13 protein-coding genes are annotated in these 12669 nt (G+C 29.9%); all 13 read right to left on the reverse strand.

Features of this window, described 5'->3' with window-relative positions; translation table 11 throughout:
* Nucleotides 1–127: 127 nt before the first annotated feature.
* Nucleotides 128–1024, reverse strand: coding sequence for a hypothetical protein (locus tag H7350_RS14575; protein ID WP_204346651.1), 897 nt, complete (start codon nt 1022–1024; stop codon nt 128–130).
* A gap of 1191 nt (nt 1025–2215) precedes the next feature.
* On the reverse strand, nt 2216–2782 hold the full coding sequence (locus H7350_RS14580) for a hypothetical protein (protein WP_204346652.1): 567 nt from the start codon (nt 2780–2782) through the stop codon (nt 2216–2218).
* Nucleotides 2783–2828: 46 nt separating this feature from the next.
* Nucleotides 2829–3266, reverse strand: coding sequence for a hypothetical protein (locus H7350_RS14585; RefSeq protein WP_204346653.1), 438 nt, complete (start codon nt 3264–3266; stop codon nt 2829–2831).
* Between the two features lie 654 nt (nt 3267–3920).
* The gene (locus tag H7350_RS14590; RefSeq protein WP_204346654.1) at nt 3921–4427 is read right to left on the reverse strand and encodes a hypothetical protein; all 507 of its coding nucleotides are present in this window, start codon (nt 4425–4427) and stop codon (nt 3921–3923) included.
* 177 nt (nt 4428–4604) lie between these two features.
* A complete protein-coding gene (locus H7350_RS14595) occupies nt 4605–5132 on the reverse strand; it encodes an NUDIX hydrolase (RefSeq protein ID WP_204346655.1) in 528 nt (175 codons plus the stop codon).
* A 15-nt stretch (nt 5133–5147) separates the two neighbouring features.
* Nucleotides 5148–5849, reverse strand: a complete 702-nt coding sequence (locus tag H7350_RS14600; RefSeq protein WP_204346656.1) for a WbqC family protein — start codon at nt 5847–5849, stop codon at nt 5148–5150.
* Between the two features lies 1 nt (nt 5850).
* The gene (locus H7350_RS14605) at nt 5851–6675 is read right to left on the reverse strand and encodes a hypothetical protein (protein WP_204346657.1); all 825 of its coding nucleotides are present in this window, start codon (nt 6673–6675) and stop codon (nt 5851–5853) included.
* Nucleotides 6662–7489: a hypothetical protein gene (locus H7350_RS14610; RefSeq protein ID WP_204346658.1), complete on the reverse strand. Its 828-nt coding sequence runs from the start codon at nt 7487–7489 to the stop codon at nt 6662–6664. The genes H7350_RS14605 and H7350_RS14610 overlap by 14 nt, the downstream gene beginning before the upstream one ends.
* Before the next feature lie 2 nt (nt 7490–7491).
* Complete coding sequence (locus tag H7350_RS14615; RefSeq protein ID WP_204346659.1) at nt 7492–8157, reverse strand: hypothetical protein; 666 nt, start codon at nt 8155–8157, stop codon at nt 7492–7494.
* Nucleotides 8158–8953: 796 nt separating this feature from the next.
* Nucleotides 8954–9991: a hypothetical protein gene (locus H7350_RS14620; protein ID WP_204346660.1), complete on the reverse strand. Its 1038-nt coding sequence runs from the start codon at nt 9989–9991 to the stop codon at nt 8954–8956.
* A gap of 114 nt (nt 9992–10105) precedes the next feature.
* Nucleotides 10106–11191: a restriction endonuclease PLD domain-containing protein gene (locus H7350_RS14625; protein ID WP_204346661.1), complete on the reverse strand. Its 1086-nt coding sequence runs from the start codon at nt 11189–11191 to the stop codon at nt 10106–10108.
* Between the two features lie 155 nt (nt 11192–11346).
* Nucleotides 11347–11877: a hypothetical protein gene (locus H7350_RS14630; protein WP_204346662.1), complete on the reverse strand. Its 531-nt coding sequence runs from the start codon at nt 11875–11877 to the stop codon at nt 11347–11349.
* A gap of 159 nt (nt 11878–12036) precedes the next feature.
* On the reverse strand, nt 12037–12648 hold the full coding sequence (locus tag H7350_RS14635; RefSeq protein WP_204346663.1) for a hypothetical protein: 612 nt from the start codon (nt 12646–12648) through the stop codon (nt 12037–12039).
* Nucleotides 12649–12669: the final 21 nt, after the last annotated feature.

A 12669-nucleotide genomic window follows, 5' to 3' on the forward strand; every position in this document is an offset into this window, starting at 1 on the left:
TGTGTATGGTTTCGTTGTGTTGGCTAGGTCTAAATTAGTAAAAGAAAACTGACTAAAGGAAAATTCCGCAGGAATTTTCCGAGTACACACGAACCAAACAATGAATTATACACGTTGTTGCCAAACGTTAGAACTGCCACCATTTTTTCGCTACAGGTTTATTATTATTAATAATTTCATTTACATCAATGTTTAATTCACTTTTTATCAGATTCAAATAAACAGAATTATCAGGTATTGCAATTTTTTTATAAAAATTATATCCAATATTAAGGTTGCCTGAATAATATCTGTAGCCATCTTCATTCGGGTTGATGTCGAACCAAATCTTTAAATGATTTTCACCGTTACCGGACTTCAATTCCTTTAATGTACCTAAAGTTTTAGACCAATAAGATGAATTAGCTACATTATTTTTACATTTATGTTGCGTATAAATTTCTAGTGTTTTGTATTCTTTTTTTAGGTCTCTAGAATTTTCCGCATATAGCCATTCATTCTTAGATCTTTCTTTCATGTAAATGTAAATTCCTAGTACATCATTTTTAAAGAAATCTATATTCAAAGAGTTTGAATTGAGGCAATTCAAATTTTCAATTAAGTCAAATAACTTTACCTTGTCGAAGTTAGTTCCTTGAATTTTAAAACAAAAGTTACCTGAAATTACTCCATCAGAATTAATTTCGATAGGACAGTTTTGAATTCTATTCTCAAAATATTTTAAAGTTGTATCAGTTATTTCTGCTATTGGATTGTTAGTAACATCTATAAGACTTAATGTTTTAAAGTTTTCTATACCATTAAAGCTTTTGATTGTATTATTTTTGAGCATTAATGCTGAAATATTTTCTCTATTAATTCTATCTGATTTTGAGAAATAGTCAGCTAGACTTTTGAACGACTTTAAATTTTTATTATGAGTACCATCGTATTCTACTGAGGGAAATTTATTTGAATTATAAATTGTCGCCTCTCTCCAAATTTTTAGAGAAAGTATATTAAATTCGTTTTCTTCAGTATTCATCGACCTATTTTGTCTTTAATGTTTGGCAACGTATTGTGTATGATTTCGTGCGATAGAAAATCGATAGATTTTCCGTTGCTTCGAAATTATAGATTAAATATAAGAATTAAAAATTGAAGCAATTTTTAAGCATGAATTATACACGCTGTTAGCCACTTTAGGGCAACAGGAACCATTGGAGGTGAAAAAGAAAACTGATTATCACATGCAACCGAATCAGAAATGCTTTGGTGAATTTGGCAGATACACCCAAGAACCCGTTGCGTTCATAAAAAAGTACAGGTCATACTCAAGCATTTAGGTTGCAACATTGTTTTAAATACAGACACCTTTTTTGGAAAAGAACGATTCATAACGCACCACTAAAATTTGGCAAGTATGTATAAGATTCCGACAAGTTTGAAAAATACACGAACCACAGAGCGTTTGGTTCTTCAAAAAAGGATAGAAGGGAAGTTGTTTAAATCAAATCCGAAACATTTGTGCTAGAACCTACTTTAGATAAAATACCAGAATTTTGCTCGTGCACTATTGTTGCTAACGTATTGTGTATAATTTCGTGCGATAGAAAATCGATAGATTTTCCGTTGCATCTAAATTATAGATTAAATATAAGAATTAAAAATTGAAGCAATTTTTAAGCATGAATTATACACGCTGTTAGCCACTTTAGGGCAACACGAACCATTGGATGTTAAAAAGAAAACTGATTATCACATGCAACCGAATCAGAAATGCTTTGGCGAATTTGGCAGATACACCCAAGAACCCGTTGCGATTATAAAATAGTACAGGTCACACTCAAGCATTTAGGTTGCAACATTGTTTTAAATACAGACACCTTTTTTGGAAAAGAACGATTCATAACGCACCACTAAAATTTTGCAAGTATGTATAAGATTCCGACAAGTTTGAAAAATACACGAACCACAGAGCGTTTGGTTCTTCAAAAAAGGATAGAAGGGAAGTTTTTTAAATCAAATCCGAAACATTTGTGCTAGAAACTACTTTAGATAAAACACCAGAACTTTGCTCATGCACTATTGTTGCTAACGTATTTGTGTATGGCTAGTTGCGTTGGCGAGAACTAAGTTAGTAAAAAGGAACGAACCATTAGGAAAATCCGTAGGATTTTCCGAGTACGTACAGACCAAGTAATTAGTTATACACGTTGTTGTACACTGTATTTTTTTAATCTGATACTTTTTCCTTCATGACTAATAAGTCTTCTTCTTTTAAAAACAAATGACACTTCGTAAAATACATCTTATAAAAGTCTAAAGAAAATTTATCAGAATCAATTAATTCTCCATTACTGAATTCAAGTAGTTCATAGTCACTAAATGAAACGCCAAAGCCTGGCTGATAGTCTACGACTTCACCTTGTGGAAGAAGGATCAAATCCTTAATCCAAAAGATCAAAAACTCGTCGCATTCAGGAGAGAATTCATCAAAGACACTTTCCCACTTCGTTGCAAAAAGTTTGCTAGGATCTTTGTCATGTATTTGAATTAATAAATCTATTAAGTGAAGGTGGTCATTAGAAATTGTAAATACTGCAAGGTATCCTCTCCATAGGTTAGAAGAGGAAATTCCATTTTTAGGTCTTTTGCTAGGATATATTTCAAAATACTGTTCTAAGTAAAAATTTTGCAATTCATAAATTTCACCATCATAAATTATCATATCTTTTTCTTGAACTGTAGCAGTTGACGAAATTGTGTACAGACCAAAAATTAAAATAAGTAGAAGTCTCATATGATTTACAACGTAATTGTAAACTATATTATTACTTGGATAATTTCTATCGTTTTTGTTTACACAGTTTTCCTTCGATGACCAATTCTTTTCCTTTACTTATGGATTTTGACGTGTAAAAAAAGCAACTTCCTTTAATTCTTTCAATTTTCACAATAATTCCTCCATTTTCATTGGCAGAAATTTGATATTCATCAAGTTCCATTTTTGTTTCGTCATACAAGAGTCTGTATGTACATTCGTTAATCAATTCAAATTTAGCATGAATTGGAATTAAAGGCACTCCGTTATCAATCCAATCTTGAGGAGCCTTGATAATTTCTTCAATTTGATTATTATCTTTTCTTAATACTTTCCATTCTAATTCAGGTATTTGTGGAGAAGTTCCAATAAAGATTCCTTCATTAAAATCTTCGCAATCTAAACCTTGAGCAGAACAAGTAAATGAAAAAAGACAAAAACATAAATAGATTACGTATTTCATAATATTGTGTACAACGTATTGTGTATGATTTCGTGCGATAGAAAATTTTAAAATTTTCCGTTGCCTCGAAATTATAGATTAAATATAAGAATTAAAAATTGAAGCAATTTTTAAGCATGAATTATACACGCTGTTAGCCACTTTAGGGCAACAGGAACCATTGGATGTGAAAAAGAAAACTGATTATCACATGCAACCGAATCAGAAATGCTTTGACGAATTTGGCAGATACACCCAAGAACCCGTTGCGTTAATAAAAAAGTACAGGTCACACTCAAGCATTTAGGTTGCAACATTGATTTAAATACAGACACCTTTTTTGGAAAAGAACGATTCATAACGCACCACTAAAATTTGGCAAGTATGTATAAGATTCCGATAAGTTTGAAAAATACACGAACCACAGAGCGTTTGGTTCTTCAAAAAAGGATAGAAGGGAAGTTGTTTAAATCAAATCGGAAACATTTGTGCTAGAAACTACTTTAGATAAAATACCGAAATTTTGCTCATGCACTATTGTTGCTAACGGTTTTGTGTATGGCTTCGTTGCGGAAAATGCGCGAGTATTTTCCGCCGTAACCTAAAGATAGCAAATTGCAATGAATTCCGATTAGGAATTCAGCCGCAATGAGCTATACACGTTGTTGGCAATAGTTATTTTTTATTCCGTTTATTCAATCTTTTCAGTCGATTTATTTCCGATTTCTTTGTTCGGTTCAGATTTTTAGTCCGAGTACAAAGGTCAGTCGAAAAATAAGGTTCAACTTTATTATTCTCGTCGAAAGTATTTACTTGTAAATCCGTTTCGTATGAGTAAATCAAATGTTCAGAGTTCAGGTCAAAATAATTTCCACAATCCGCTCCGCCACCAGAAGTCACAATAGTTATGAAATCTGATTTTTCTTTTCCCTTAATCAGTTTCTTAACTTTAAAAACAAATTCAATTCTGTTAATTTCTCGAACGAAATATTTTCCTTTTTCAGTAGAGCTTGGGATTGAGTCATAAACTTTTCCTTCGTTAATTTCCACAACTTTTCCAGTAAAAATCAAGTCCGAATGTTCAAAACCGTATTTGACACTTGACTTTTCGCAAGAACAAGAATAAACCTTGTTTGCTGAAAAAATCAGAATGAATATTGTAATGATTATCGGGTTTTTCATAATTATTGCCAACGGTTTTGTGTATGGCTAGTTGCGTTGGTAAGAACTAAGTTAACAAAAGAAACCGAACCAATAGAAAAATCCGCAGGATTTTCCGAGTACAAACAAACTAGCAATTGGTTATACACGTTGTTAGCAACTGGCTACCAAGCAATTTAATTAAATGATTTATGATAGCTAAAGTTTGTTTTGTCTCAATAGACTAAAATATTTCAGTAAAACTAGAGCGCTAGCAGTGGATTCGATTTCATTGTTAAGTATCATTTTCTCACAATCATCAAACGAAAATTCTTCAGAATGCAAATCTGCTTCATCAATACTATTACTTTTTTGACATGGAGTCATCGACTTAGCTATAAAAACATGAATTTTTTCTGAACAAAAGCTTGGCAATGAATAAATTGTATCAAAGTAATTTAATTCGTTTGCAAATAATCCTAGCTCTTCATTTAATTCTCGTTGAGCGGCATCATCTATTTGCTCCTTTAATTCAATTCTTCCAGCAGGAATTTCCCAATAATACTTATTCAATGGATATCTATAATGTTTAATTAAAATAACTTTTCCGCTTTTTGTAACAGGAATTATGCCAACAGCATCACTTTTTTTTATGTATATATAGTTCTTTTTTTGCTTATTACTAATGAAAGAATCCTCAACTACATCGAAGTTTTTACAAGTAAATAAAATTTTTGATGTTTTCATACGTTAGTAATACAATTATATGGTCCAAATTGTTTTTATAATATTCTCACTTTCGTCAGAACCAACGTTAAATAATAAATCAAGAATAGAGAGGTTCTTTAAAAACACTCCGTTTATTTGACTATAAACTGGATGATTTCGCCGAAAATCTTGTTTTATAATTTTAATATTATTTGATTTGATCCTTTCTATATCATGATAGTATTGACTATTACCTTCACCAATTATTAGATTATTGCAATTAGAAGCTTTACAAAGCTCTATCACTCTTGTTGTGGGTTCTAAACTAGTTTTATAATCACTTGAGAATATAATTTTAGTTTTTATATTTAAAATGCTATTTATGTAACTTATTGTATCAATGTTCAGTTTTAATAATGAAATACCTGATTGTGTTATTATTTTTGATATATCATTAATGTAATAATTAAAAAATGGAGCCTTGCAATAATTTACTTCTAAATTTCGAATCACTTTTTTTTTCCAATAACTACCATAAATATTTGTATTTGAAATTGTAGGTTTTATTTTTTCATGAGAAATAGGAACTGTAATCCACTCGCTTCTTGATTGAATGGTTTTAATTAGTGTTCGATTTTGGAAATATTGTGTTCTAAATTGAACGTCATCAAGGACAACAAAGATATCAGTATTAGCTAATTTATTAAAATAACCTAACCAAGGGAAAAAATGAGGTTGATGTATTGTAACATTCATACTAAGCTAAGAATTTAATGTAAGCTCTGTCGTCAAACGATATGTTATTGCCAGAAATCCCTTTTGTTGATTTGAATAGCTTATAACAAAGAGGGTCTTTTTTTATAATATTTTGAAGTTTTAATTCAGAATGTTCAAGAGATTCAGTTAAAATTGGGTAACCATCAGTAGCTAAAATAATAATAGAATTGTCAGTTACTTGATTGATATGAACATGTTTATTATTTATTTTGAAACCATCTAGTGCACCATACGAATAATCACTATTTAAATAATTATTTTGATAAATATTTGTTTTTTGTAATTGTGAAATTAAGGATGCTCTTATAAAATCATTGGATATTAATTCTCTTTCCTCAATTCCAGCTTTTATAATTGTGTCGATTAATAGTGCTCTATATTCAGAAAATATTTTATCAATTAGTTTTGGCTTAGAAAAAAACTTACCATTTACTATATATTGACAATCTCCAAAACTCCATATTTGTTTATTTTCTTTACTATACATAATTATTGAAGCAGCTGGGCGCAAATTAGGTTTTTGTGAAAATTCTGAAAAAAGATTATTATTAATATAATATTGAGTGATTTTTTGATTTATAAATTCAAGTACCTCAAAAGCATTAAGTTTTGGTGGTATAATTTCAATTGCATTAAGTATTACATTAGTTATTAATTTTCCAGGTGACAAACTTTGAAATGTTTGATTTGTCTTATTTGTAGCACCATCTATAACTGCGATAAAATTTTCAGTAATTTTAATTGCATCTTCGCAATCATCAATAATCCCTGTTTTACTTTGTTTAAAATTTTCAATGACTTTCATTTAACTCTTTTTTTGTTTCACCAAAAACACCATCAAAAATCTCAAATCTATTTTGAAACCAATCAATCATAAATTCTGGGTCATCTCCTTTTTCAATGTAATAACACTTATTGCTTGGGCCAATCCAATCACCAGACATGTGATGCCAATTGAAATACCCCCAATATAGCCAAGAATCTTCAATAAGATAAGCATAGCAAAAAGGGACCTGTGTGCATTTAATGAATTTTACACTTACGTTTCCTAGTTCGTTTGCGTCATGTTTAATTCCTTTTATATTAGAATCCAAACTTTCTAAATAGGCTTTATGTTTTTCAGTAAATGGTGAGCCTTGAATCTTTGGTAGATATTTTTCAGTATTTAACAAGGATGGGTCAGTATGATAGACAACAATGTCTAGCTTAGAATTGCTGATTTTTCCTTCTTTTGCCATTCTAAAAACCTCTAATATTATTGTTGAAACACGGCTAAGCCTATTTCCCCATATTTTTATTTCAATTGTTTTGTCTTTATTTCGTTTTGAAGCTTTAATTATTTTTTTTAATATTTCAGGTTCAGCTGTTTTAAGATTTTGAAAAGATTGCTGAACTATATTTTCTTGAAGTTCTTTTCTTATGTCGAGAAGTATGAAAATAATTGCAATAATTCCCATATAACCAGTAGCGAAAATCCATTCAGTTTCTATAGTAATTTTTGGAAACAAATAAGGTAATATGTTTAATATTAATGTAGCAATCAAACTTATAATCACTATATAGACTTCCCATGTTTTCTTTAACTTATCAATAAAGTTGTTTAATTTTTCTCTATCCATGATTACACTTCCCAATTAGTATATGTTTTGTTATAATATTTTTCTACTTTGCTCCTTAAATAATTAGTATTTGAATTTGATAAAATGTTATCATTTCTTTTTGTAGAATCAAAATCTTTATATATCCAATTCAATTCTGGAATATCTGTCAAGTCACTCTCAACATATTCATATCTTAACAAATATACGTTTAAACCAAATTCTTTCATTTTGAGGTATTCTTTAATTAAAAAGATCCATCTAGTACAATAATAATCTATAGCACGTTTATCATTTATTCCACCATAGTAATCTAAAATATTTTTGTGCCTCTCTGGTTTACCAAATGATAAATAGGCATGCAAAGGATGCCTTATTTGGAAAATCACATCATCAATTTTATTTTTACTAAACACAGATTTTTCTATTGCATAATTAAAAACTGCAGTTCTATTAGTATCTTTTCTTAAAAAATCGACATATTTCGGTATTATAAGTTCTAAATTATCATTTTGAGAGGTTTTAAAACCTTTGGAATAAAATTCAAAATTTTCTACTTTTATATTCATCTTACTCAAAATTGGTTGAAATATAGCATCTGGCTTGTTTCCAGTTAGATAGCGTGAGGAAAGTTTGTTTCTCAAAAATTTCGACCCAGAACCACCAATAGCAATAAAAATGTATTTCATAGTTTTTTAATTGAATTTCAAGAGTTTCTTCCAGCTTGTTGCTAACGGCTTCGTGTTATGATGTGTTGCGTTGGTCAGGAACTAAGTTAATAAAAAGTCACGAACCAGAGGAAAATCCGTAGGATTTTCCGAGTAGGCTAGAAGAAGCAATGCATTATACACGTTGTTACAATCAAGTAGCGACCCAATTGAGTAAGCAGATCGTGCTTATCGATACAGTTGAGAAAAATAAAATAAATAAAAAGCTAAACGCAAGTTTTGCTTTTACCACTTAATCGCGAAAAGTGTTTTATAAAAACGCTTTGTAGCTTTTCTGATAAATTTAAAAGCTAGAACAGTTTTTTTGAATTTAGTTACTTAAAACTCAAAAAAAATCGAAAAAAATAAGGCCGATTTTTTTCTTCATGATTTAGATTTTCATTTCACAATACTTTAAAATTCTGTTACATAAAAAGACATAGTTTTCAAGCGAGAACTCTTTTTACAAGATAGTATCGATATAATTTTTTCGTTAGAGTAAGTAATTCCGATAATCACATCAACTACTTTTCAAGGACAAATATTACAAGCTTAGTATTCGGAGTTTGAGTAAGAGAAAATTACAGGATTAGAGAAGTTTACTTTTCTGCTCGATTTTTCTTGGAGCTATTTGTTGTAACGGTTTTGTGTATGGTTAGTTGCGTGTTTAAGCAACTAATTTAGTAAACAAATACTTGCCAGAGAAAATTCCGAAGGAATTTTCCAAATAGGCAACGACCAAAGCAATTAATTATACACGTTGTTGCCCACAGTATTTTTATTCAAGTTGCCAACTCCATTCACTCTCTAAACCAGCAATTTCGTCTTTGGTATAATTTAGTTTGTCAATAATTCCATTATAAATTTCATTCGGGTATTTCTTTAGAGCTAGCCAAATAAATTCAGAGTGATATTCTTTAGTTGAACCATCAGATTCGTTAATTGTTTTTTCTAATAGCTGTCTAGATTTAATATCCTTATAGCTTACTATTCCTTGATATAATTCACGTAACATTGAATAATTATAACCTCCTGAATTATTAATTTCGCGAGAGTGAATTTCTATTATTCGTTTAAATGAATCCTCATTAGGGAAATTTTTTACTGCTTTCAACCCATTGCGTTGAATATTCTTATTCGTATCTTCTAACAATTGATTGATAAAATCAATATCACTTTCTCTGTGGTATTTTGAAATTGCAATTATCGCTGAATTGTTTTCCTTTAAAGCTAATTCTCTAATTCTGTCGTAATATTTTTCATTTGGCTCAATTCTTTCTAACAATCTGTTTTTGTTGTCACTTATCAAGTCTGGTGTAAATAGTATTAAACTATCTAAAGTTTTTTTGTCCGATTTTGTTAAGTATTCATTGTCAGGATAAGGTCTCGATATTGACTCAATAAAATAGTCATTAACTCTTGTCATACTTCCAATACAACCATATTGTGTTGAAACAGAAGTAGTGTCTTTTAAATTCTTTTTTAGAATATTGAAGCTGCTTTTATTTCTCTTTTTAACAAGTAAATCAAACGCATAACATTTAACCACAGGATTTGGATGTTCAGTCAAGAGTAATAATTCTTGGTCAGTAGCATTTTTCTTTAAATCAGTGAAGTTATCCCATTGTTTTGGTTTTCCTCCAGAATATCCTACTGCACTTCCAGTTATTTCTCCATACTCGATTAAATCACTAACAATATCTTGGGTTTTCTGACTTAATTCATTCGTTTGAGCAAATTCAGTTTCCTTCTTTTCTTGAGAACAAGAACATAGAATCAGAAAGATAATTGATATTAGGACTGAAGTTTTTCTCATATTGTGGGCAATGGTTTTGTGTATGATTAGTGGCGTGTTTAAGCACATAATTTAGCAAATAAAAACCGAATAGAAAATCCGCGAGGATTTTCGTAAGTAGGCTTGAACTAGCCATTAATTATACACGTTGTTAGCCTTAGTTTTTATTTCGTTGTCAATTTTCGCGATTTTATTTATCAAGTATTCTCCAAATTCTGGTGTTAATCTCAGCTTATCAGCTCCACGCATTAAACTTCCGAAACTGTTTTTTCCACTTGGTGTAACATTAAATTTGCCTTGTCGAATGACTTCATTTTTTTCATTTGTTATTGTAATACCTTGACTATTCCAATTTTGACCGTAATAAGGCGTTAAATTTTCTCCAACGACAAAATATGGCCATCTGTCATTTTCATTTCCGGTGTATTTAACTTCTGATTTTACTTTGTAAATTGAAAGTATATTTGAGTGTCCAACAGCATAGCATATTAATATGTCATTCTTTTTTACACCTTTTGGTTTAAGTTTTGAAAAATGTAAATCACTATCAATTTCGTCAAATACTCTGTCCCAAGAAATATTGTCTCCACTAACTCCAATAGGTTTAAGCCAATAATTAATATTTTTCTCAATAAAAAATGGATTTTCTTTTAAATCTATTTTTTTGCTTAAATCTAAGCTTGTGGGATTTTCTTTGTTTTCTTTTTTCGGATTTTTAGCAATCAATTCTATGAATCTGTCAATGTCTTTTTCTGTGAGTGGTTTTAAGATTACTTTACTTAAAATTCCATTTTCAAGTTCTAAAATTTGTTCATTACTTGTTATTTTAGTTCCCCATTCATTATTGAGTCTTAATCCATTGTTGGTGAAGTTCGCAGAAGTAATTATCGCTTCTGATTTTCCATTATCATATTTAGAAATATAGACTTTTCCGTGTAATGAATTTTCAATAAGAATTTCAAGTTCAATTTTTGATTTATTACAAAACTCGAACAAGTTTTTAAAAAATGGAACTTTGGAATATTGGTCTAAATCTTTAGGTTTTAAAGTTGTGACAAGTCTTAGGCGCTTTATGCCTTTTAATTCTTTAAATGGGAAAAAGTCAAATGAATTTGAAATAAACGGACTAACTATTAAAATATCAGAAGCATTTTTAAAACTTTCTAAAAGTCTTTGTAAATGATTGTTTCGAGTTAAATTGTTTATTATTTCGTTCGTCATTTCTTAAATTAAGGCTAACGGTCTTGTGTATGGTTAGTTGCGTGTTTAAGAAACTAATTTAGTAAACAAAAACGAACGCGAGAAAATTCCGAAGGAATTTTCCAAATAAGCACTTGCCACAGCAATTAATTATACACGGTGTTGTGGTTAGTTTTTTATTTTTTCAGATACCAAGACCTGTCTTTTAATTCACTCAAGTCACTCGCAGGAATACCATTCAATTCAGTCATTTCCCCACAAATTTGTTCAAAATCTGCACTTTCATTAAAAGCCATATCCATTATGTGGTCAGTTTCTCCAAATCCACCAGCTCCAATTAATATTTTATCTGATGTTCTAAATTCCTTACTTATTTCAGTTATTATTTTAAACAATTCCGCTGATACATTTTTGTCGTTTAAGTATAAGCTTGAGAATCTTTCTATACAACCAATGTGTATGACTTTTTTATAAATGTCAATATTAAAGCTATCTCCTTCTCCAGTAATGTATTCAGGATTTCCGTTTTCGGAAGGAATATAGTTAATCCACCAATTTCCATTTACGTTTTCTGTGAATGTTCCGTATTCCTCTAAATGCAAAAATTCAGATTTCAGTCTGTCAAAAACACTTTTCAGTTTTTGTTTTATTTCCTCAACTGAATATTCTTTTTCTTTCGGAATTATACAGTCAATATGTGTTCCCATAGTTTGTTCTCAAATTAACCACAACGGTTTTGTGTATGGCTAGTTGCGTTGGCGAGAACTAAGTTAATAAAAGAAACCGAACCAGTAGGAAAATCCGCTAGGATTTTCCGAGTACACACAGACCAAGCAATTAGTTATACACGTTGTTGTGTACAGTATTTATTCTTTTCGATATCCTATAATTCCTTTAGGCATTTTAGGAATACCGCAAATTTTTATAAATTCAGTCGTGACCTCTTTTATTGGAAAGGAACTATGTTTTTTTCCATTAAAGTATGTTGATAAAAAGAGAGTTGAGTCAATTTGTTCAATCATTTTTCTCTCTCCTTTTGTTATCTTATGTAGTTCTAAACTTTCTTTATCCCAAAGTTCTTTGTTAAAAACAAATTCCGTTTCACTATTTACAAAAATCATTTTTTCGATATCATCTTTTTTTAAACTTGTGATTGTAGGCTCAAGTCGAAAGAAATCACATTCAAAAATAGCATTTTCATCATTTGATGTACCATCAACATATAATTTCAGATGGTTCTCGTTAACTATTTTATATTCAGAAGTGTTTTCATTATTAGAATTTAATAGATTTCCGTTTCTCATTAAAAAAGATGCCACTTTTTTTTCTAATGAAATATCCATATAAATATCAACACAATCACTTTCAATTTCTAATAATTGAAATCCTGGATATCCTTTCTCTCCATTTCCTGAATCAATTTGTTTTAGTAGCCATTTCCCATTCAGATTTTGTCTAGTTACATAATTTAAAGTCATAGTTAAAAAAGTTAAGGATAA

The sequence above is a fragment of the Psychroserpens algicola genome, from assembly GCF_014526325.1.
In the GTDB taxonomy this organism is placed as follows: domain Bacteria; phylum Bacteroidota; class Bacteroidia; order Flavobacteriales; family Flavobacteriaceae; genus Psychroserpens; species Psychroserpens algicola.

Excerpts from the sequence above, each read along its gene's own strand:
- H7350_RS14595 (WP_204346655.1), bottom strand. The coding sequence starts at position 5,132 with ATGAAAACATCAAAAATTTTATTTACTTGTAAAAACTTCGATGTAGTT.
- H7350_RS14580 (WP_204346652.1), bottom strand. The coding sequence starts at position 2,782 with ATGAGACTTCTACTTATTTTAATTTTTGGTCTGTACACAATTTCGTCA.
- H7350_RS14605 (WP_204346657.1), bottom strand. The coding sequence starts at position 6,675 with ATGAAAGTCATTGAAAATTTTAAACAAAGTAAAACAGGGATTATTGAT.
- H7350_RS14575 (WP_204346651.1), bottom strand. The coding sequence starts at position 1,024 with ATGAATACTGAAGAAAACGAATTTAATATACTTTCTCTAAAAATTTGG.
- H7350_RS14620 (WP_204346660.1), bottom strand. The coding sequence starts at position 9,991 with ATGAGAAAAACTTCAGTCCTAATATCAATTATCTTTCTGATTCTATGT.
- H7350_RS14635 (WP_204346663.1), bottom strand. The coding sequence starts at position 12,648 with ATGACTTTAAATTATGTAACTAGACAAAATCTGAATGGGAAATGGCTA.
- H7350_RS14630 (WP_204346662.1), bottom strand. The coding sequence starts at position 11,877 with ATGGGAACACATATTGACTGTATAATTCCGAAAGAAAAAGAATATTCA.
- H7350_RS14600 (WP_204346656.1), bottom strand. The coding sequence starts at position 5,849 with ATGAATGTTACAATACATCAACCTCATTTTTTCCCTTGGTTAGGTTAT.
- H7350_RS14585 (WP_204346653.1), bottom strand. The coding sequence starts at position 3,266 with ATGAAATACGTAATCTATTTATGTTTTTGTCTTTTTTCATTTACTTGT.
- H7350_RS14610 (WP_204346658.1), bottom strand. The coding sequence starts at position 7,489 with ATGGATAGAGAAAAATTAAACAACTTTATTGATAAGTTAAAGAAAACA.
- H7350_RS14625 (WP_204346661.1), bottom strand. The coding sequence starts at position 11,191 with ATGACGAACGAAATAATAAACAATTTAACTCGAAACAATCATTTACAA.
- H7350_RS14590 (WP_204346654.1), bottom strand. The coding sequence starts at position 4,427 with ATGAAAAACCCGATAATCATTACAATATTCATTCTGATTTTTTCAGCA.
- H7350_RS14615 (WP_204346659.1), bottom strand. The coding sequence starts at position 8,157 with ATGAAATACATTTTTATTGCTATTGGTGGTTCTGGGTCGAAATTTTTG.